This is a genomic window from Ruegeria sp. CL3 (assembly GCF_056536505.1).
Genome location: NZ_JBQFPT010000003.1, coordinates 323,178 through 344,712 on the forward strand (window position 1 = coordinate 323,178; position 21,535 = coordinate 344,712).

19 protein-coding genes and 2 pseudogenes are annotated in these 21,535 nt (G+C 54.3%); 12 read left to right on the forward strand and 9 right to left on the reverse strand.

Annotated elements, in window-relative coordinates:
* Nucleotides 1-5 precede the first annotated feature (5 nt).
* Nucleotides 6-986 carry a hypothetical protein gene (locus ACR0NO_RS06015; protein ID WP_480723303.1) on the forward strand — a complete coding sequence of 327 codons (981 nt, stop codon included), beginning with the start codon at nt 6-8 and terminating at the stop codon, nt 984-986.
* 150 nt (nt 987-1,136) lie between these two features.
* On the opposite strand, the pseudogene ACR0NO_RS06020 reads toward ACR0NO_RS06015, so the two are convergent.
* The 3 genes and pseudogenes from ACR0NO_RS06020 to ACR0NO_RS06030 all read right to left on the reverse strand — a co-directional run bounded on the left by ACR0NO_RS06020 (nt 1,137) and on the right by ACR0NO_RS06030 (nt 3,682).
* Nucleotides 1,137-1,672, reverse strand: a pseudogene (locus ACR0NO_RS06020) (DDE-type integrase/transposase/recombinase).
* A gap of 137 nt (nt 1,673-1,809) precedes the next feature.
* Nucleotides 1,810-2,631: a phytanoyl-CoA dioxygenase family protein gene (locus ACR0NO_RS06025; RefSeq protein ID WP_480723304.1), complete on the reverse strand. Its 822-nt coding sequence runs from the start codon at nt 2,629-2,631 to the stop codon at nt 1,810-1,812.
* Nucleotides 2,624-3,682, reverse strand: a complete 1,059-nt coding sequence (locus ACR0NO_RS06030) for an L-idonate 5-dehydrogenase (protein ID WP_480723305.1) — start codon at nt 3,680-3,682, stop codon at nt 2,624-2,626. Before ACR0NO_RS06030 ends, ACR0NO_RS06025 begins: the two co-directional genes overlap by 8 nt.
* A gap of 69 nt (nt 3,683-3,751) precedes the next feature.
* Between ACR0NO_RS06030 and ACR0NO_RS06035 the strand changes: the two genes are divergently transcribed.
* Nucleotides 3,752-4,519, forward strand: a complete 768-nt coding sequence (locus tag ACR0NO_RS06035; protein ID WP_480723306.1) for an SDR family oxidoreductase — start codon at nt 3,752-3,754, stop codon at nt 4,517-4,519.
* Between the two features lie 47 nt (nt 4,520-4,566).
* Here ACR0NO_RS06035 and ACR0NO_RS06040 read toward each other — a convergent pair whose 3' ends face one another.
* Genes ACR0NO_RS06040 through ACR0NO_RS06060 form a run of 5 tightly spaced genes read right to left on the reverse strand, consistent with a single transcriptional unit; the run spans nt 4,567 to nt 9,408 of the window.
* Complete coding sequence (locus ACR0NO_RS06040; RefSeq protein ID WP_480723307.1) at nt 4,567-5,157, reverse strand: LysE family translocator; 591 nt, start codon at nt 5,155-5,157, stop codon at nt 4,567-4,569.
* 16 nt (nt 5,158-5,173) lie between these two features.
* Nucleotides 5,174-6,133, reverse strand: coding sequence for a 2-hydroxyacid dehydrogenase (locus tag ACR0NO_RS06045; protein ID WP_480723308.1), 960 nt, complete (start codon nt 6,131-6,133; stop codon nt 5,174-5,176).
* Nucleotides 6,090-6,938, reverse strand: coding sequence for a fumarylacetoacetate hydrolase family protein (locus tag ACR0NO_RS06050; RefSeq protein ID WP_480723309.1), 849 nt, complete (start codon nt 6,936-6,938; stop codon nt 6,090-6,092). Before ACR0NO_RS06050 ends, ACR0NO_RS06045 begins: the two co-directional genes overlap by 44 nt.
* Nucleotides 6,939-6,949: 11 nt before the next feature.
* A complete protein-coding gene (locus ACR0NO_RS06055; RefSeq protein WP_480723310.1) occupies nt 6,950-8,746 on the reverse strand; it encodes an IlvD/Edd family dehydratase in 1,797 nt (598 codons plus the stop codon).
* Nucleotides 8,743-9,408 carry an SDR family oxidoreductase gene (locus ACR0NO_RS06060; protein ID WP_480723311.1) on the reverse strand — a complete coding sequence of 222 codons (666 nt, stop codon included), beginning with the start codon at nt 9,406-9,408 and terminating at the stop codon, nt 8,743-8,745. The genes ACR0NO_RS06055 and ACR0NO_RS06060 overlap by 4 nt, the downstream gene beginning before the upstream one ends.
* Before the next feature lie 172 nt (nt 9,409-9,580).
* Between ACR0NO_RS06060 and ACR0NO_RS06065 the strand changes: the two genes are divergently transcribed.
* Together ACR0NO_RS06065 and denD are read left to right on the forward strand one after the other, a co-directional pair.
* Complete coding sequence (locus ACR0NO_RS06065) at nt 9,581-10,465, forward strand: NAD(P)-dependent oxidoreductase (RefSeq protein ID WP_480723312.1); 885 nt, start codon at nt 9,581-9,583, stop codon at nt 10,463-10,465.
* Entirely contained in the window at nt 10,462-11,430 is a 969-nt protein-coding gene (gene denD, locus ACR0NO_RS06070; protein WP_480723313.1) for a D-erythronate dehydrogenase, read from the forward strand. The genes ACR0NO_RS06065 and denD overlap by 4 nt, the downstream gene beginning before the upstream one ends.
* Here the strand turns inward: denD and ACR0NO_RS06075 are convergent.
* The gene (locus tag ACR0NO_RS06075; protein ID WP_480723314.1) at nt 11,427-12,077 is read right to left on the reverse strand and encodes a GntR family transcriptional regulator; all 651 of its coding nucleotides are present in this window, start codon (nt 12,075-12,077) and stop codon (nt 11,427-11,429) included. The genes denD and ACR0NO_RS06075 overlap by 4 nt on opposite strands.
* A gap of 198 nt (nt 12,078-12,275) precedes the next feature.
* On the opposite strand from ACR0NO_RS06075, the gene ACR0NO_RS06080 reads away from it, so the two are divergent.
* The 8 genes and pseudogenes from ACR0NO_RS06080 to ACR0NO_RS06115 form a co-directional block, all read left to right on the forward strand.
* Nucleotides 12,276-13,289, forward strand: coding sequence for a TRAP transporter substrate-binding protein (locus ACR0NO_RS06080; protein WP_170376099.1), 1,014 nt, complete (start codon nt 12,276-12,278; stop codon nt 13,287-13,289).
* A gap of 79 nt (nt 13,290-13,368) precedes the next feature.
* A complete protein-coding gene (locus ACR0NO_RS06085) occupies nt 13,369-14,538 on the forward strand; it encodes a mandelate racemase/muconate lactonizing enzyme family protein (protein ID WP_480723315.1) in 1,170 nt (389 codons plus the stop codon).
* A gap of 16 nt (nt 14,539-14,554) precedes the next feature.
* Complete coding sequence (locus ACR0NO_RS06090; RefSeq protein WP_170473590.1) at nt 14,555-15,397, forward strand: TRAP transporter small permease; 843 nt, start codon at nt 14,555-14,557, stop codon at nt 15,395-15,397.
* A complete protein-coding gene (locus ACR0NO_RS06095) occupies nt 15,397-17,019 on the forward strand; it encodes a TRAP transporter large permease (protein WP_142634770.1) in 1,623 nt (540 codons plus the stop codon). The genes ACR0NO_RS06090 and ACR0NO_RS06095 overlap by 1 nt, the downstream gene beginning before the upstream one ends.
* A 10-nt stretch (nt 17,020-17,029) precedes the next feature.
* Entirely contained in the window at nt 17,030-17,980 is a 951-nt protein-coding gene (locus ACR0NO_RS06100; RefSeq protein ID WP_170665445.1) for a phytanoyl-CoA dioxygenase family protein, read from the forward strand.
* Between the two features lie 24 nt (nt 17,981-18,004).
* Nucleotides 18,005-19,507: a UxaA family hydrolase gene (locus ACR0NO_RS06105; RefSeq protein WP_480723316.1), complete on the forward strand. Its 1,503-nt coding sequence runs from the start codon at nt 18,005-18,007 to the stop codon at nt 19,505-19,507.
* Nucleotides 19,504-20,508 (forward strand): Gfo/Idh/MocA family protein, encoded by a 1,005-nt coding sequence (locus tag ACR0NO_RS06110; RefSeq protein ID WP_480723317.1) that lies wholly within the window; start codon nt 19,504-19,506, stop codon nt 20,506-20,508. Before ACR0NO_RS06105 ends, ACR0NO_RS06110 begins: the two co-directional genes overlap by 4 nt.
* Before the next feature lie 100 nt (nt 20,509-20,608).
* Nucleotides 20,609-21,535: pseudogene (locus ACR0NO_RS06115) on the forward strand (NAD(P)-dependent oxidoreductase); the annotation flags it as partial.

The window sequence follows — 21,535 nt, forward strand, 5'->3', positions numbered from 1 at the left end:
TCCCATTGCTACCGAATTCACTCCGCCTCGCACTCTCGGTCATAGCAATCGCCATGTCGGTGGGCGCCCTACCGGACCGCGCCAATGCGATAACGCAAGATGTTCCAGCGTGGCTACAAAAACACGTGGGCACGGGTGAGGGGCAAATCGCGCCAATCGTTCTGGAAAGGGCACGCGCGCTTTACATCAAGAAACTACGCCGAGGCGAAGTAAGGAACCCCTGCTACCTGGCCAAGGACGCAACCCGCCCCAGCACTGCAAGAAACGGCAATCCGGGCAAGCGTTTTTATGTCATCTGCGAGTCACAAAAGTCCTTCCGAGCGGTTTCGTCCGGCTATGGCAATGGCCGAAAACTACAGCGCGCCAATTTTTCGAATGGCCGACAATGTGCGAAGAACTTCAGCAACGCAGAGGGCTCCAAACTAACCGCCGGAGGCGCCTATGTGACGGCTGAAACCCGCACGTCCTTCAAAGGTTACCACAGTCATTCCGGTAAAACGCAGCCGTTCTACCGCACGTTTCTTTTGTTTGATGGTGAAGGAGAAACGAGCAATGCTCGCGAGCGCGCCATCGGAGGCCATCCGGCTGTCTTCCTCAAGTGGCAATGTAGGTTCAAAAATCCTCAAAGCACTCATGCAGACAACGATGGCTATGTCCCCTACGGAAGGCTTGTGAACTACACCGGTGGTCGTAGCAATGGTTGCACAACCTGGTCGCAATCCGCTTCAAAAGAGATCTTGGCGCTCGTAGAAGGAAACCCGACAACCCTGTATATCTACCCAGAATCCAAAGACATAAACGCTGTCGCCAAGGCGGCAAAAAAGGGAAAATCACTTTCTCGAGCTGGAGTATACTGGAATGCAGCTTGCCTAAAAGCGATTGGCGAACCAAAGTTTTGGCCCAAAAGCAGCCTACAGCCGATCATAAATAGTTGGAGAGCGTCCTTGCCCAAACAGCCGCCACTTGAATTGCCGATCTGCAAGTAAACTGCAAAGCAGAACCTAGGCGCGCTGCCCTTCTAGCCTTTCTGCTGTGGGCTCGACGCTGACGTTCAGTGCATTTCGCTCATTGTCTGCTTTGATGGGTGCTGTCAGACAAAATCGAACCAGTCTCATTTAAGCCAATATAGCTGCCCTCTATGCGTCACCAAATTCGCGCCACTCGGCGAGAGCCGCGGCGCGTGTCAGCTTGAAGGTATCTTTGCTGGCTAGCGACCTTTCCTAGTTGAAGTAGTTGTATGAGGCGAAGCAATCCGTCACGACGGTCCGCTTTACCGTGCAGCTTCATGAATTTCTTGAGGAATTTCAATGCCGCCTGCTTGTTTCGGCGTTTGGTGACAACGGCTTCCAGCACTTCGCCGCCATGATCTACGCCCCGCCAGAGGCAGTTCCTGTTACCATTCACTTCCACAAAATAAATTATCCATGTGCCACTTCCAGTTTGAGAACGTGCACAGCTGCTGCACACGCTTTTTTCTGAACTCAGCAGCAAGCATGTGGTGGAACAAGCTCCGTAAAGATCGGACGGTTTCGTGGCTCACCTCAATTGCCCGTTCATACAACAGATCTTCAACGTTTCGCGGCAACAATGAGAACGGAACATAAAGCACTACAGCCAAATGAACGACCTCGGGTTTGATCTCGAAAAAATTGAATGGCAATAGTGTAATCACATGCGAAGGTCACAAGGGTGAACTGCACTCTTCAATCTAAGTTCTTCTGACAAGACCCTTCTAAATATCCACCAGTTTTCGATATCCAGTTCGGCTTCCTGGTTGATGCAACAATGGTTCTGAGGTTGCCAAGGGCGTCATTTCACTCCGGCGAAGAGTATTTGTTTCTTGCGGTCTGCATCCCTTTGACACACAACGAAATCCTCCTCATGCAAAAATCCCTGAGGGGAGGACGCAACTGAGAAATGCCCAAAATCATCTCGCCCTGCAACTAGCGCAACCAAAGTTTTCACACCGTTTTGCTGTTTCATTGAGGGCTTTATGAAACGCATGGCCGAACCGATGCGTCTATCGTCTGTGTTATTGGGTCCTGATGCGTGAAAAAGATGCCCGTGATGCATGGATGCCTGCCCCGCACGCAATTCGGCAGCGACTGCATCTTGTTCGTTCACATCGACTGCTATTTCTTGCCCACGTGACAGCAGATTGTTTTCGCTGAAGGTGTCCACGTGAGGCACGATACGGCTTTTGTGGCTGCCAGGAATAAACTTCATACACCCGCTTTGCTCGGACGCTTCTGAAATCGCAACCCAGCACGTAACTTCTTCAGCATCATCCAATCCCCAATAGGTCAAGTCCTGGTGCCACGAGACTATCTTCGATGATCGCGCTTCTTTTACGAAAAGTGCACCGCTCCAAACCATGAGGTCCGGCCCTAACACCGTTGAAGCAGCCTCAATCAGCTTCGGATGGCGAAGAAGTGCATCGAATGATGGTATCAGCCTGTCCGGATACGAATATAGAAGCTTGAGTTTCTCCGGGTCGTCTCTGAGAATGCGCTCCGCTTTCTCAAAATCATCGCGTAGCGTTTGGACCTCAGAAGCTGTCAGGATATCCAGCGGAGCTACGAAACCATCTCGTTCATAAGTCTTTGCAATATCACGCGTTCGTCTATCCATTGTCATTGTCCGGAAAGGTTAACTGCACCTTCATTGATTGGCTTCGATCAGACGCAACCTCGAAAGCAGTGACGGCCTCGCCAACCTCGAAGGAATGCGTCACCAACTGGTCGACATTTATTAGTCCGCTTCGCATCATCTGGACCGCGACTGAGAACTCGGAATGGAAACGGAAAGACCCGCGAAGCATTATCTCTTTCGCAGTCAACGCCTGCATCGGCACTGTCATATCTCCGCCCAGACCAAGCTGAACCAATGTTCCACCCGGTCGCAAGCAAGCGACACCAGAAGCCAGAGCCGATTGAGCCCCGGAACACTCCAATTGGACATCAACTTGGCCCTTGTCCTTTTCAAACTGCTCCAGTTTTTGCGGATCGGCGTAGGTGTTGATGACATCGTCTGCCCCGCATTCACGCGCCAGAGCGAGGGTCTGGTCCGAGATATCCGTCGCCACTATTCTGGCCGCTCCAGAACGACGTGCCGCCAAGATCGTGAGGCAGCCGATCGGACCGCATCCCGTGATGAGTACCGTTTTACCCAGGAGGTTCCCGGCTTGTTTAATCGCGTGCAAACAGACCGCCAGCGGTTCCGCCATGGCGGCCTGCGCAGGGCTCAACCCATCTGCCGGAACGCATTGACTGGCTTTCGCCACGAGTTTGCTTTGAAAAGCGCCTTGGATATGTGGGAACGGCATCGCGCTGCCATAGAACTTCATATCAAGACAGTGGTTTTGCTGCCCGTTCAGACAATAAATGCAGGCTTGGCAAGGGCGGGATGGAGAAACTGCAACCAGTTGACCTGGGTGTAGCCCCTGCACACTTGATCCAACTTTCACGATTTCCCCGGCGACTTCATGTCCTAGCACCATCGGCTGGCGCAACTTGATCGCACCAAAACCACCGTGGTTATAATAGTGCAGGTCAGAGCCGCAAATCCCACCCGCGCGCATGGCAATCAAGACTTCGTCTGGCCCGACATCGTGAACGTCCCGGTTTTCCAACCTCAGATCTTTTGCGGCATGGATAACGACAGCAACACTGGCCGAAGACATTGCACGGACTCCCTATACAGATTGCCAAAAGATACGGATAGTCGGTGCTGACAACCAAGGGATTTTTGCATGACGCTTGAAATGTTCAACCTAAAGGGAACTCGCGCACTGGTAACAGGCTCTAGCCAGGGCATTGGATTTGCGTTGGCTCGTGGCTTGGCTGCCGCCGGTGCGCAGGTCGTTTTGAACGGGCGCGACACAGCGAAACTAGCAGCAGCAGCATCCGAGTTGAGTGAGACAGGCGCCTCGGTACGTGAACTTTCGTTCGATGCAACCGATCACGAAGGTGTCCGATCTGCCGTGGACAATTTTGAAGAGAACGTCGGTCCCATAGACATCCTGATAAACAATGCCGGAATGCAACATAGGACGGAGCTACAGGATTTCCCCGCTGATGCGTTCGAGCGCCTGCTACAGACAAATGTCGCGTCCGTCTTTCACGTCGGTCAGGCTGTGGCACGGCACATGATTGAAAGAAAGTCAGGTAAGATCATTAACATTGCGTCGGTTCAATCCGCATTGGCAAGACCGGGTATTGCGCCCTACACGGCGACAAAAGGTGCCGTGACCAACCTTACAAAAGGCATGGCTACTGATTGGGCTAAGTATGGTCTGAACTGCAACGCCATTGCGCCCGGGTATTTCGATACACCCTTGAACGCCGCATTGGTTGCTGACCCAGAGTTCAGTGCATGGCTCGAGAAACGTACCCCCGCCGGTCGCTGGGGCAATGTAGAAGAACTTGTCGGTGCCGCTGTATTCCTTGCGTCCCCTGCATCCAGTTTCGTCAATGGACATACGCTCTATGTCGATGGTGGAATAACGGCGTCACTTTGATTTGTGGCGTTCAATCGACTGTTAGGTACGACTGACGTACGCGTCGTCTAAAGCGCCGACGCCAATGCAATCACCACAACAACCATCAACGAAGCTGCCATCGCAAAGTTGATCCTTTGATGCGATCTCTCGCTTAAATCAAGGCTGCCCAGCTTTGCGCCAGCACCCAGCCAAATCATGTGCACTGGCACCCAAATCATATTGAAAACTATGAGTTTTATGACGACCTCCCAAACGGGCGCATCGGGCAAAAAGGCAAACCCTGAAAACAATGCTGTGCCGACCACGTAAGCCTTGGGATTAATGAACTGAAGTGTCAGCCCGTTCGCAAAACCAAGTGGCGAGAGCGCAGGGGAAAACCCGACCTTTGAGCCAGCGCTAGCAATACGCCAGGCGAGAAATCCCAAATACCCGACAGAGGCAAATAGCAGGAAAGTTCTAAGCACCGGAATGGCCAAAGCTACCGCAGCGACACCAGAGACAACCAACATCATGTTGATGAACCCGCCGAGCATCAAACCAGCGACGAAGGCGAGTCCGGCTCGAAAACCAAATGCTGATCCAATACCCGCAGTTGTTAAAACACCTGGGCCCGGCGTAATCAGCAGAAAGAAAACCGCAACAGCAAACTCAAACACTTTTCGGATCAGCCTGTTACAGATTTCTGCATTCTGGCACAGCTGTGATCACCGATCCGTCCTTAAGGTGTTGCAGGAGGTTGTCGACGGTTAGGTCACCCATTGCTGCTCGTGTCTCAATAGTCGCGCTACCAGCGTGAGGGAGCAGAGTGACATTGGACAGCTCGCGCAATGCTTTTGGAACACGCGGTTCGTCCTCAAAAACATCAAGCGCCGCCCACCCAAGCTCACCGTTTTGCAATGCATTGATGAGGGCAGTTTCGTCGACGACCGAACCTCGACTAACGTTTATTAAAGTGCCGCCTGCCCCCAACGCGCGCAGCACCTCAGCGTTGACCAGCTTATTGGTCGACGGGCCGCCGGGCGTTATACATATGAGGACGTCCACATGTTCTGCCATTTCAACCAAATTGTCGAAATACCTGTATGGGACATCCTTTTGATTTCGAGTGTGATAAGAGATTTCGGGGCCCCACGGCTCTAACTTATCAACGATCGCCTGACCAATGCGACCAAGACCAAGAATGCCTATTTTTTGATTGTCCGCAGACCGCGTCAAAGGGGCATTACCTTCAACTTCCCACCGTCCGGACCTAACGTAGTCATCGTCACGTATGAGCTCTCGGTAACATGACAGAAACAGCAGAACGGCGGTGGTTGCGACTTCTTTGTTCAAAACATTGGGCGTGTGCGTCACAACAATCCCGCGCTCAGCCGCTGCATTTGCGTCGACGGCGTCGTAGCCGACCCCATAGACACTGATCATCTTCAGATTACTGAGTGATGTCATTAGGTCATGCGGAACACCATCATGCCCGTTCGTAACGATATGCGTAACACTTTCCGCGTTGAAATCGTCCAATTGATGAATGTCGAACGCTGCTGACAGGCGCTCTCGCATCCGTTCTGTGATCCCTCCGATTTGCAACAAGTCAGTCATCTTGGCCGACCTTTTGCCGCTGAACACCAAGTCCATCGATGCGAAGCTCCATGACGTCGCCTTCTTTTAGGTAAACTGGCTCTGGTTTGATCCCCATTCCGACACCAGGCGGTGTTCCAGTTGAAATGACGTCACCGGGGTGCAGTGTGAAAAGTTGGCTTAGGTGCTCAATGATCTCGGCAACCGAAAAGATCATCGTAGCAGTATTCCCGGTTTGCATGCGCTTACCGTTTACATCCAGTGACATGCCAAGACTTTGAGGATCCGGCACCTCATCCCGGGTCACTAGCCACGGACCAGTAGGGCCGAATGTGTCGCAAGACTTGCCTTTGGTCCATTGACCGGTCAGTTGAGTTTGAAAATGCCTTTCTGACACGTCGTTTACGATACAATAGCCCGCAACATGTTCGAGCGCGTCGTCCTTGGATACGTATTTGGCCGTCTTACCGATGACCACACCCAGTTCGCATTCCCAGTCGGTGTGTGTAGATCCTCGCGGCATGACAACATCGTCATATGCCCCAATTACCGCTGAGTTAGCCTTGAAAAAAAGTATCGGATGCGCGGGAATATCTGCGCCGGTTTCTGCAGCATGGTCCGAGTAGTTCAAACCGATGCAAAGAAACTTACCAATGTCACCGACACAGGGTGCGATACGAGGGTCACCCTCTACAATTGGCAGGTTGTTCGGATCCAATGAGCGCAAATTATCAAGCGTTCCGTCATCCAGCACGTCACCCGTGATATCATTCATGTGAGCGGACAGATCCCGCAATTGACCCTCAGAGTCGACCAGGGCCGGCTTTTCCGAGCCCTCGGCTCCGTAACGAACAAGTTTCATTTCTGTTCCTTTTAGTGATTGTCGCGTGGCATGAAGCCTCGCGCGATATCGCGATAGTTTTCTGCGCCCTTGAGCGTCATACCTCGATCCAAACGATCTACTTTTTCGCGGAATATTTCCTGCCACGGGGATTGGTTGGGCGGCATTGAATACCCACCCTTTGCCTCCAGATCGCGGGCGCGTTCATGCAGTTCTTCAAGCGAAACCAGCATATCTGCTATGCCTTTGCCAAGATCGATGCGCAGTCGGTCGCCATTTCGCACCAAGGCCAACCCACCACCCTCTGCAGCTTCGGGTGAGGCGTTCAGGATAGACGGGCTTCCTGATGTACCGGATTGCCGTCCATCACCGATGCAAGGAAGGGCTTCGATGCCTTGTTTCAACAAATACGCGGGCGGACGCATGTTCACGACCTCTGCAGCACCTGGGTATCCTTTTGGTCCTGCTCCGCGCATAATCAGAATACAGTTTGCGTCGATGTTTTCTGCGGGATCATCGATCCGATGGTGAAAGTCCTCGGGCCCATCAAACACAATCGCCCTGCCCTCAAATGCGTTAGGATCATCCGGGTTCGACAGGTAGGTCTCTCGAAATGCCTTTGAGATCACAGATGTCTTCATAATCGCGCTTTCGAACAGGTTGCCCGAGAGATTGATGAACCCCGCCTGTTGCTTGACCGGGTTACCGACTGGTTTGATTACTTCGCCATTCAGCGACCGGCTGGTCGAGCAATTATTACCCATCGTCTTGCCGTTCACCGTTATCGCATTGGGATGCGGCAGCAATCCAGCATCAAGAAGCTCTCCGACGACGGCGGGTACACCTCCGGCTTGTTGGTAATCTTCGCCCAGATACTCACCCGCAGGCTGCATGTTAACCAACAGTGGAACGTCGTGGCCAAGTCTCTGCCAGTCGTCGTTGTTCAATGGAACATCAAGATGCCGGGCGATTGCATTCAGGTGGATTGGCGCGTTCGTCGATCCACCAATCGCCGAGTTTATAACAATCGCATTCTCAAAAGCCTGACGCGTCATCACATCGCTGGGGCGTAGATCCTCCCAGACCATGTCCACAATACGTTTTCCGGTTTCGTAGCTGATTTGACCGCGCTCCCTATACGGGGCGGGTATGGCTGCTGATCCGGGCAATTGCATACCCAAGGCTTCAGCAAGCGAATTCATGGTCGTTGCTGTTCCCATCGTATTGCAATAACCCACCGAAGGTGCCGCGGCGGCTGCAATTTCCATGAACTCATCGGTGTCGATTTCGTCAGCCGCAAGGTCTTCGCGCGCTTTCCAGATAACCGTGCCAGATCCGGCGCGCTCGCCTTTCCACCAACCGTTGAGCATGGGGCCGACCGACAAGGCAATCGCCGGGATGTTGACAGTCGCAGCGGCCATAAGAAGCGCAGGTGTGGTCTTGTCACAACCAATGTTAAGAACAACGCCATCAATCGGATACCCGAATAGACTCTCAACCAAGGACAGATAAGCCAGATTGCGGTCAAGTGAGGCCGTTGGCCGTTTACCGGTTTCTTGTATCGGGTGGACCGGTATTTCGATGCACGTTCCCCCGGCGGCGATGATTCCGTCGCGAACGCGTTTGGACAACTCGATATGATGCCGATTACAGGGGCTCAAATCACTGCCGGTTTGAGCAATGCCAATGATCGGTTTGCCTGATTGTAGCTCCGCACGGGTCAACCCGTAATTCAGGTATCTTTCCAGATACAATGCAGTCATCTCAAGGTTCTCGGAATTCATAAACCACTTACGAGATCGCAGATCGTCCTTTGATACTTTTGTCATAGGGCTGACCAACCTCCGTCAATTTTATGTGTGTGTCCTGTGGTGAATGCACTCTCATCGCACGTCGGATAGACGATCAATGCAGCAATATCTTCCGCGGTCGCTACACGCCCCGTAGGCTGGCGCGCCACAAATCGAGCAAGGGCTTCGTTTCTCGTGCCCAGTTGCTCGCCCAACGCATCTACGCGATCACGCCTGCTGGGACTGTCGACCGTTGCTCGGCGAACGCAATTGCACCGAATTTCTTTCGCGATGAAATCCACGGCCACCGATTTCGTCACCCCAATAACGGCAGCCTTTGTAGCGCGCACTATTGAGCGTGGATCGAGATCCATGGCGAAATCCCATTCACTATCATTTGCAACCAGAATAGTTCCGTGATGCACGAACGCGTCGCCGTTGAACAAAACATCAGGCTTCAATCGCGTGACTCCATGACGAATACTGTAATCATTCGCCACATACATCTCGAAAATTTCGTGATTTTCGAGATTCTGACCGCGAATCGAATTTAGCTTTTCGGAGTTTATATCCGTCGCATAGACTTTCGCACCCCTTCTTGCCGATGAAATCGTACTTGCAATTTCGATCCCTTGTGAGGCGGCTATGGCTAGGTTGCGCTTCCCCTTAAGCCTTTCTGACATATAAATATTCCGACTCATAAGGTGGCGGCTGAACAAGTGTTGTTTCGTTCCACAGGTCAACCGAGAAGCAAAGAAACCTTAGCGGTTTCGCAACGACTTCTGGCATGCGGGCCCAGAGCCGTTAGCGTATGATAGAGATTTTGGTTTGGCCATAACCATGCGTGGCGCACCTTGGGAAGGACAGTAGATGATGAGCAAGCAGTTCAAAGTGGCACTGTTGGGAACCGGCCTGATGGGAGCTCCCATGGGGAGGAATATTTTGCGCGCCGCATTTCCGCTCACTGTATGGAACCGCAGCTTGGAAAAGGCGAAACCGTTAGCAGCAGAAGGCGCGACATTGGCGGAAACTGCCCCGCTGGCGATTTCGGGTGCAGACGTAATAATAACCATGCTCTCGGATGGATACGCGACCGGCGCGCTACTTTCTGATGAGGCTTTCCGAGACCAACTCAAACCAGGGATGATCTGGATTGATATGTCCAGCGCCAAACCCGAACATGCCAGAGAGCAATCCGCGCAATTGTCCTCGATGGGGGTGCAGCATCTGGACGCCCCGGTTTCCGGGGGCACCAAGGGTGCCGAAGCTGGCACCCTTGCGATCATGGTCGGTGGCAATCAGGACGTTATGGAGCGCGTGCGACCGGTTCTAACAGCAATGGGCCGCCCTGTGCATGTAGGCCCAAGTGGTTCTGGTCAATTGTGCAAATTGGCCAATCAAACAATTGTCGCAGTGACAATATCGGCTGTCGCCGAAGCGACATTGCTGGCTCACCAAGGCGGTGCAGACCCGACCGCGTTGAGGGCCGCACTGAAAGGGGGCTTTGCGGATAGCATTATCTTACAACAACATGGCGAACGCATGTCTGATGGAAATTTTGTCCCCGGAGGATTGTCTAAGTTTCAATTAAAGGATTTGGACAACACGCTAGAGGAAGCGCGCAGCCTTGGCGTTGAGCTACCCAGCACCCAATCCGTGCGCGACCGTTTCGAATATCTGATAGACGAAATGGATGGGGCCGAACTCGATCATTCGGCTTTGTATCTGGAACTCAAAAAACGGAACGGAATGCTGTGACGCGGGTACTTGTTATAGGCGGTGGAGGAATGCTTGGCCAGAAACTGGCCCATCGCATTTCGACCCAAGAAATTTTTGGAACAGATGCTCAACTCTCACTGTTCGATCTCTCATTCCCGCTCGACAGTGCGCCAGGTAAGCAAATTGAGGGGAACTTGACCACGTCAGGCATCGCCAAGTCTGTTGCAGCTCAGCGCCCGGACGTCATATTCAACCTTGCAGCCATCGTTTCAGGCCAAGCTGAAACAGACTTTGCGTTGGGCTGGGATGTCAATCTTATGGCGACCTGGGCGTTGTTGAACGCGCTCAGAGATGAACACGAGGCATCAGGAGGCGAGTACACGCCTCGTCTGGTTTTTGCCTCATCGATAGCTGTTTTCGGGGCACCGTTCCCCGACAAGATAAGCGATGAGTTCCTCTCGGCACCGTTGACCAGTTACGGAGCGCAGAAAGCGGCCTCTGAATTGATGATCACGGATTTCAGCAGGAAAGGTTATATCGACGGTATTTCCTTGCGCTTGCCCACTTTGTGTGTGCGCCCGGGCAAAGCCAACGCTGCCGCTTCGTCCTTCTTTTCAGGTATAATCCGAGAGCCGTTGAATGGGGATGAGGCTATCTTGCCTGTTGCCGAAACTGTTCGCCACTGGCACGCCAGCCCCCGCGCCGCTGCGACTTTTTTGACCCATGCAGCAACGATGGACACGCAGCCTTTGAATGACAGACGCGCGTTGAACATGCCGGGCGTAAGTTGCACGGTTGCCGAACAAATCGAAGCGCTGCGCGCCGTGGCCGGTCAAGATGCAGTTGGCCTCATCAGGCGAGAACCCGACGAGGCAATCGAACGAATAGTCAAGAATTGGCCGCGCGACTTTCAAACAGATCGCGCTCTGGAGTTGGGGTTCGAGGCGGAATCAAGCTTCGACGAAATCATTCGTGTGTATTTGGAAGACGATTTTCGGCTTTAGTCGCCCATCGTCTTTCCAGTTAGGTGGCGTTTCAGATGATCGTGTATTTTCACTCGTGTTAACTGCTCATCCCCTGACAATGCCGCTTCAAGTATATCGGCATGGTGTCTTATGTTCTGAGAAATGAACTCAAAGTTCCGGTCTGCCACCATCAACTGCTGTCTGAATTGCGCGTAAACTCGGCTATGCATTTGTTTTAAGGTTTCCGAGCCACAGGCAGAAATAAGCGTTTGGTGAAACTCTTTCTCTGAGGCAAACCAAATCTCGATAAGGCCGCTCGGGTCGTCTGTGGCGTGAATGCGTTTTTCGATATGGCTGAGTTTGTGATGCGCGGCCGTCAGTCTTGCTTCCCAATCCACCCCGCCACTACGGATCGACATTGCGGTACCTTCGGCCTCCAACAAAACACGGACATGTGTCAATTCGATAAGCTTCTGCGGCGAACGCATTGGCACGCGGAAACCTTTTTGTTCCTGAAAGTCCACCAACCCTACAGCGGACAATCGAAAAAGGACTTCGCGAACTGCACTCGCAGAACAGCCATACTCTTTACGTAATTCTTCGGCCCGCACCTTGGCTCCATGCTCGAATCCATTCGAGATGAGGCGCATCTTAAGATCTTGATAAATATCGATTTCTTCTTTCATCCCGGTATGCGCCTTCAAATTTTGTCCAAGTAGGGTCCTAAGCCCATTTTCGAATTTACGCAAGAATCTCGAAATTTTTAGAAATTTCAAATTCTTCTTGTTGCATTCGATTCGTCGGCTTAACGTTTATCTGCGTGACGGCAAAGGAGGCGGCAAGATCTCCCTCTCCGCGCAACGCTCAACGTCTGGGAGGACAATATGAAAATAGTCAAGACAGCGGCCGTGGCGGCCGTAGCCACGACAATGGCAGCCGGTTTCGCGATGGCTGAAACCACGAAGCTTAGAATTCAAACCCATTTTTCGCCCGAAACTCTGTCTGGCCAGATGGCTGCAAAATTCGTTGAAGACATTCAGGAGATGTCGAACGGCGAAATCGAAGTTGAAATGTTCTATTCCTCTTCGGTGGTCAAATCAGTTGAAACCTTCGATGCCGCAGCTACTGGAATTCTAGATTGCGACATGACGGGTGGCGGCTATCAGACCGGTAAGAATCCGGCCTTCCAGTTCGCGGGCGACCTGCTCGGCGGGTATCAGAACCCATATCAGCAAATGGCCTGGCTTCTTCATGGTGGCGGAAGAGAAGCTGTAAATGATCTATACAACGGCTACGACATGGAATTCATCGGATGGTGGATTCCCGGGCCAGAGTCGCTTTCTTCGACCAAGCCGATTGCAAAGGTGGAAGACTTCAAAGATTGGAAGTTCCGCTCGCCTCCAGGCCTCGCAACCAAGGTATTCGCGGAACTTGGTGCTTCTCCGATCGTGATGGACTTCAACGAAATCTTCACGGCTTTGGAAACCGGCATCATTGATGGTGCGGATGCTGCGAACCTGACGAACAACGTGGGTCTGGGTCTTTACGAGATCGCAGGTCACACAAACTATCCCGGTTTCCACTCGATGCCTGCAGATCACCTAGCCTGTCGCAAAGACGTTTGGGAAGCGATGCCTGCGCACCACAAGAAGATCATGGAAGTCGCGATGGATAGCTTGGCGTTGCACAATGCGACCATCAACGAAGTGCAGAACGCTCAGACAGCAAAAGACCTGAAAGCAAAAGGTGTTCAGTTGTACGAATGGACGCCTGAAGATCTGGCAGCCTATCGCGCGGCCGTTCAGGTCGGTTGGACTGAGTTCGCAACGACCCCTGAAGCACAGGCGCTGCTGGAAAGCCACATCAACTTCCTGCGTGACCTAGGCGCAATGCAGTAGTCAGGCTGCGACCGACTTACGACACACGTAGAGGCCGCACTAGCGGCCTCTACGGATCGGTGCCGGGATCCAAAACTTCATGAAAATCACCAGAATAATAAGTCACGTACTGCAGTACGACATGCCGGAAGTTCTGGGCTACTCGCAACAGTATTACGACAAGCGTACAACCCATCTGGTCGAGGTTCAGACAGATGAAGGGGTAACTGGTTGGGGGGAGTGCTTTGGTCCCGGAAACGTAGCCATTGCCAACAAATCCATCGTGGAAAAGGTCATCCAACCAATGATCCTTGGCATGGACCCTTTGGACAAAGACGTGATCTGGCACAAGGTGTACAACCTTTTGCGAGACCATGGCCAAAGCGGAATGCCAATGCAGGCTTTGTCCGGGGTGGACATCGCACTTTGGGACATCACCGGCAAAGTCTCTGGCCTCCCCCTCCATAAGCTTGTCGGCGGCGCGCATCGCACAAGCGTTCCTTGCTACGGCTACGGCATGATGCTTCGGGAAGAACCGATTTCTAATCTGGCCAGCCGTTTTGAGGATGAAGCCGCAAAGATCAAGGAGATGGGATTCACCGCCACCAAAATGAAAACGGGCTTTGGCCCGAAGCCTGATGTTAAGCTGTGTGAAGCTGTTCGACGCGGGGTTGGTGACGACTTTCCCTTTATGGTCGACGCAAACCACGCCTATACGACTTCGGACGCATTTTTTGTCGGTCGGGCGCTGGAAGAACTGGACGCATATTGGTTCGAAGAACCCGTCGCGCCAGAAGACATGGATGGATACCGAGAATTGCGTACTTCGCTGAAAGTCAACATCTCGGGCGGAGAGGCGGTATTCAATCGCTGGGCTTGGCGCAGTCTCCTTGAAAATCGCGGCATCGATATTGCGCAGCCAGAAGTATGCGCTTTGGGCGGTGTTTCAGAGTATCTCAGGGTAATGGCCCTATGCCACGCACATTTCACTCCGGTCGTAAATCACGTCTGGGGTAGCGCCATCGCTGTCACAACTAATCTGCATTTACTGGCGGCAATGCCTGCAATTCCAGGCGGTTTGCACCCATGGGAGCCGATGCTGGAGTTCGACACAACGGACAACAAGTTTAGGGACGATCTGCTGACCGTACCGCTGGAAATTCAAAATCAGGTCAAGGGCAATAACGGCCGTGTCATGATCCCGACTGGCCCCGGACTGGGTGTCGAGCCGGATCGAGACTTTATCGATCACTACAGGATCGAAGGATAGGGACGAGGGTTACGCGATGCACAAGAATTCAGGCGGACCAATTGAATGGCTCATACCGTTGGCCTTCGTCGCGACGGCCAGTTGGCTTGTTTGGCATCTCCCAGCATTCCTATTGGATTGGCTGCCTTACACCTCTGAATCCCTCAAGAGTCAGGTAACAGAAATATATCTGCGCAGCGACATCACGCCCGAATTGTCTGGCGTGTTCGGGGGGTATGTCGACATCATCGACGTGGCAGCGCTTGTCCTTCTACCGTTTCTTGCAGTGATTGGTACCAAGACCGTGCGCCCAGCTACGATGGAGTTCGAAGGCTCGACGGTTATGGATCGTTTCGCCCTGTTCATAGGCCGAGTGACGATGATGATGATCGCAATCATGACTGTCGTCATGCTCTACGAAGTCTTCATGCGATATATCCTGGAAAAGCCGACCGAGTGGGCCAATGAAATGACACTCTGGTTCGCCAGCTTTGTGTTTTTGATGTCTGGTTACTACGCCATGCAGCAACGAAGTCACATTCGAATATTCCTGCTGTACGACGCAGTTCCACGATGGCTTCAACGCGTTTTTGATACGGTTTCGACAATACTCATCGTGCTGTTTGCCTTCTTTTTGGTTTACGGCAGCTACAAGCAGGTGTTCGTCAACAAGCTCTATAAATGGGAGCTTTATGGCTCTGCCTTCAATCCTCCGATCCCAGCGACGTTGCAGCCGATGGTGCTGATCGTGATTACGCTCGTCGCAATGCAAGCAATTTTGAACCTAATCGCGGATTGGAACAAAGAACCGGAAATCCACACAGATGAACCGGACGAAGACGAAATTGAAATGATCAAACGAGCGGTGGGACAAGACTGATGGATATTGGAACAATCTCACTCATCCTGATGGTCGCCCTGATCGTGCTTCTGGCGATCGGGATGCCCTTGGGCCTGGCCTCGGCTTCCCTTGCGGTTCTGGTTCTTGTCCTGAAGTTCGAACCGACGCTGCTTTTGAACCCGTTCTCATTCGGCGACGGGGTCCTCACCGGTCGGCCAGGCACTGGGCCGCTGTATATCCTGGCGCAGAAGATATACGGGCTCTTAACGGACTACGTGCTCATATCAGTGCCATTGTTTATCTTTATGGCGTCGCTGCTGGAGCGGTCCGGGATCGCGCGTGACATGTATTCGTCGTTGAATGTCTGGCTGTCCAGAACACGCGGCGGCATCGCAATCGTGACCTCAATCATGGCGGTGATCATGGCGGCCATGTCCGGCATCATCGGCGGTGAAGTCGTCCTGCTGGGCCTGATCGCCCTGCCCCAGATGCTGCGCCTAGGCTACGACCAAAACCTCGCGATCGGCGTCATCTGCGCCTCGGGATCGCTGGGAACCATGATCCCACCCTCAATCGTTCTGATCATCTATGGGCTGATCACCGAAACCTCGATCAAGTCGCTCTTCACCGCATCTTTCATTCCGGGCTTCATGCTTGCCTCGATGATCATCCTATACATCATCATCCGCACGCAGTTGAATCCTCATCACGCTCCGCTGCCGGAACCGGACCCGAACGACCCCGAACCGGCTGAAAAACGCAAATTGTTTGGGGCGTTCATGAGCATCGTCGTCGCCGGATTTTCCACCGTTCTGTTTATCCGGGCCGCGTTTTTCGAGCTCTCAGGCTCGAACGCTGCCAGCCAAGGTGAACCAGCGCGATTGGGGACAGCTGACTACCTGCCCTGGTTTGCCGGTATCACGATCGTTGCCCTTCTGCTGATCTTCTTCGTCTTTGGCAGGGAGCGCGCTAAAATCGGGTGGGAAATGGGCAAAGGCCTCGTTGCGCCGCTGGTCGTCATCGGCGTCGTTCTCGGCTCAATCTACGGCGGGATCACAGGTATCACCGAGGCTGCTGGTATGGGCGCCTTTGCTGTTCTGATCATCGCCATCCTGCGGGGCGAAGGATCGTTCGAGCTGGTTTGGGACAGCTTGATGCGAACCCTGAAATCCACAGGCACCATCATCTGGGTTACAATCGGGGCTGCCGCGCTGGCGGGCGCCTACACCATTGCCGGCGGGCCCCAATACGTGGCCGACCTGATCGTCGGCCAGGAGCTGCCGACCATGCTGGTCATTCTGGTGATGATGCTGATCTTGCTGTTCATGGGCGCATTCATGGATTGGGTCGGCATCGTGCTTTTGATCATTCCGGTCTTTCTGCCGATCGTCCTGCGCCTTCCTATCGAAGAAATCGGAGTCTTTGGCCAGTTGGAGCCGAGTCATGTCGCCATCTGGTTCGGCGTCGTGTTCTGTATGAACATGCAGGTCAGCTTCCTCTCGCCACCTTTCGGCCCGGCGGCGTTCTACCTGAAGTCGGTGGCCCCGCCGCATATCAGTCTGACGGATATCTTCCGCGGCTTCCTGCCATTCATCGGAATCCAGTTGCTGGCGCTTTCCGTCCTTCTGATCTGGCCGGGCATCATCGCGCTGCTGTTGTGAGGTTGCACCCATGCTGACACAAGATCAGATTGGCAAGTTCCAGACGGACGGATACCTCGTGGTCGAGGATGTAATTCCCGGCGATGTCCTGGATCGGGTACAGACTGAATACTCGGATGTCCTGAACCGGCTCTATGACGGTTGGTACGAAAACGGGCTGGTCAAGGACGAACCGTCAGGAAAGACCTTCTGGGACAAACTTCTGTCCGCCTATCAGGCCGGTTGCGACTATTTCCAGCCGCTGGACATCTCGTTGCCCGGCGATCGGATCATGGCGGACACACCGTTCCATATTGGGCCCGCGGTGTTCGACTTGCTGACGGCCCAGCCCATGCTCGACATTGTCGAGCAGTTGATCGGGCCAGAGTTGGTGAGCAATCCGATCCAGCACGTTCGGCTGAAGCCCCCCGCCCTCAAGCTGTCCAAAGATGAGGTGCGCGCGCACATCACCGCAACAGACTGGCATCAGGACCGGGCGGTTGCGTTGGAGGATGCGGACCAGACCGACATGGTCACGGTGTGGATCGCCGTCAACGATGCAACGGTCGAAAACGGCTGCCTGCAAGTGTTGCCAAAGGCACAGGACCAATCCATTCTACCACATTGTGCGCGAACGCAGACAGGCATTGCTGACGGCTTCATTGACGAAGGTCGAGCTGTGCCTCTGCCAGTCAAAGCAGGCGGGATCATCCTGTTTCACCCTCTGACGCCACATGCTTCGCTGGTCAATGAAACGGACCGGTTCCGCTGGTCTTTCGACATCCGCTTTAGTGCGGTGGGCCAGCCCACTGGTCGAGACCATTTCCCCAGCTTCGTCGCAAGGTCCAGATCGCGCCCCGAAACCGAGCTACGAGATTGGCGTGTCTGCAAATCCAATTGGGAGGCGGCGCGAGCAAGGCTGTCTGGACAGCCGCATATAGATATTCACCGGTGGACATCGGACTCGCCGTTCTGCGCCTAGCTGCTGCCCCCAAGAAAGCTGACTATGACTTTTGTACGTTTAGATCGAACGGATAGCGTGGTGGTTGCAACTCGGCCCCTGGAGGTCGGCAATATTGTCGAGGATGTTACGACCAATGCGCGCATCCCCTCGGGACACAAGGTCGCCACGCGGGTTCTTGCACCCGGCGATCCGGTCAGAAAGTACTCACAGATCATCGGTTACGCCACCCAACCGATCGAACCCGGCGACCATGTGCACACCCACAATATCGAGTTCCGCAACACCAGCGTGGACTACGAGTTTGCGACGGATCACAGGCCTACGAAACCCGCCACTTCGGTCGATACGTTCATGGGCTACCACCGGGACAGCGGTCGGGTCGGTACGCGCAATTACATCGCGGTTCTAACCACCGTGAATTGTTCAGCGACTGCGGCCCGGATGATCGCCAACCACTTTACGCCGGACAAGCTGGCCGAGTTTCCGAACGTCGACGGCGTGGTGGCCTTTGTCCACGGAACGGGCTGCGGAATGGCCGATTCCGGCGACGGCTTCGAAGCTCTTCAACGGGTCATGTGGGGGTTTGCGAAACATCCCAACCACGCTGCTGTTCTGATGGTCGGTCTGGGCTGCGAGATGAACCAGATCGACTGGCTACTGGACGCGTATGGGCTGAAGCAGAGCCCCACCTTCCAGACGATGAACATCCAGAACGTCGCCGGATTGCGCCGGACCGTGGAAATGGGCATCAGCAAGATCAACCAGATGCTACCCATTGCCAATGAGGCAAGGCGCAGCGAAGCCCCGGCGTCTGAACTGATGGTTGCGCTGCAATGCGGAGGATCGGACGCTTGGTCCGGTGTGACCGCCAACCCGGCGCTCGGACATGCCTGCGACCTGTTGGTTGCCCAAGGTGGCACAGGAGTCCTTGCGGAAACGCCCGAAATCTACGGAGCCGAACACCTTTTGACCCGTCGCGCCCTTGGTCGCGCAACTGGGGAAAAACTGATCGGACTGATCGATTGGTGGCAGGACTATACCGCCCGCAATCACGGTTCGATGGACAACAACCCAAGCCCCGGCAACAAGCAAGGCGGTCTGACGACCATCCTTGAGAAATCTCTGGGGGCAGCGGCGAAGGGCGGAACCACCCCTTTGACCGGTGTATTCAAATACGCCGAACCCATCACCGCCAAAGGCTTCACCTTCATGGACAGCCCAGGATATGACCCGGCCTCGGTGACCGGGCAGATCGCGGCCGGGTGCAACCTTGTTTGCTTTACCACGGGGCGCGGCTCTGCCTTTGGGTCGAAACCGGCGCCGACGCTGAAAATCGCTACTAACTCTGAGTTGGCAGCGCGCATGCCGGAAGACATGGACGTGGATGCGGGCGACATTCTGACCAAAGGTGCCAGCGTCGAAGAAAAAGGACAGGAAATATACCGACGACTTCTGCAAGTCGCATCGGGCGCACGGACCAAGTCCGAGGCGCAGGGCCTGGGTGACTACGAATTCGTTCCCTGGCAAATCGGAGCGGTGATGTGAAACGGATCCTTGTAGCCGGCGGTGGATTGATCGGTATCCGCCACGTGCGCGCCGTGATCGAGCATCCCGGCTGCGTGTTGGTCGGGTTGGCCGATCCAGATGGCTCGATCCAGATCGACGCGCCGCGTTTTGCCAGTATGGACGAGGTGAAGGGCCCGGTGGATGGCGTCATCATCGCGACGCCGACCCGCCTGCATGCCGAACATGGCATTCTGGCCGCATCCCGCGGTTGGCACATGCTGATCGAAAAGCCGGTTGCCGCATCGATCGATGATGCCCAGCGCTTGAGGGCGGCCGTTCGCAAGGCCGATGTCCGCAGCCTTGTAGGCCACCATCGGCGATATCACACAACCTTACAGCACCTGAAAGAGGTGATCGCGCAAGGTACAATCGGGCAAGTCATCAACGTCTCGTTGCTGTGGGCCATGCGCAAACCCGAAAGCTATTTTGAACAGAATTGGCGGACTTCCGATGGCAGCCCAGTCATGATCAATCTGGTGCATGATATCGATGTCTTGCGCTTTGTGATCGGAGAAATCTCGGATGTCGTCGCCCTGCCCGGAGCATCAATCCGCGGATCGGATAGGATAGAAAGCGGGGCTGTTGCGATCGCGTTCGAAAACGGCGCGACGGGCACCATTAGTTTTGCCGACACCGCACCTAGCCCTTGGGGGTTTGAGGCCGGAACCGGCGAGAACCCGAACATCGGCACGACCCGTCAGGACATGATGTGGATCACGGGAACCAGCGGCGCTGTCAGTTTTCCCTCCATGACCCTGTGGCGTGGAAAGGATTGGGGCACTGCGGCCCAAAAAAACCAACTTACACGACCGGAACAACAACGCGCGCCGCTTGAAGCGCAACTGGATCACTTCCTTGACGTAATCGACGGCGCCCCTCCACTAATCGACGTCGAGGATGCAGCCCGGACGCTTGAGGTCACATCATGGATCGAACAGGGGCTCAAGGCGCGAACAGCTCGAGCGCGGGCACCGGCCTGATGGCCATGCGGCCCGGCAAATTTCCGGACCACTCAAAAACCAATGATTATCCGCCGGGCAATGTGAGCATTCAAACTGCAAAGCCGCCCGCGCCAGACACAAGAATGAAAACCAGACACATTCACGGAAAGGGAAACCAATGAGCAAACCATCAATCGGGTTTATCGGCTTGGGATTAATGGGCGGAGCCATGGTGAGCCGACTGTTGGACCAAGGATACTCAGTCGCTGTATTGGGAAACCGCGACCGAACATATCTGGACGCCGCGATTGGCCGGGGCGCCCGCGAGATGCAAAACGCCCAAGAGCTGGCTCAGGCCAGCGACATCGTGATGCTGTGCATGGGCACCTCCGAACAGGTCGAGAGCCGAATGCGCGGCCCAGATGGAGTGATTGCGGGATTGAAACCTGGGGCTATCGTCATCGACTTTGGCACCTCGCTCCCAGGCAGCACACGCGCCTTGGCCGAGGAGGTCGCTGCAGCTGGCGGAAGCTACCTGGATGCGCCGCTTGGTCGGACGCCTTCGCACGCGCTAGAAGGCAAGCTCAACATTATGACGTCCGGCAACAAGGCTGCCTTTGACAAGGCCGAGCCGACACTGATGGATTTGGGCGAAAACGTTTTCTACCTTGGCCCCGTTGGCTCCGGACACACGATCAAGCTTATCAACAACTTCTTCGGAATGACCGTCGCAAACGCGATGGCCGAAGCCTTCGCCATGGCAGATATCACCGGAGTTGACCGCAAGCAGGTGTATGACGTTATGGCCGCTGGGCCGCTGCATTCCGGAATGATGGATTTCGTCAAAGCCTACGGCGTCGAGAAAGATCCAAACCAGCTGGCCTTTGCAATCAAGAACGCGGCAAAAGACCTCGGGTATTATGACCGTATGGCACGCGATGCAGGCGTCACCAGCGTGATGTCGCAGTGCGCGCTTTCGGCGCTGAATGACGCGCGCGACCACGGTCAGGCGGATGACATGGTCAGCCAGATGGTTGACTACTACGTCAAGCGTTTCAACACCTGA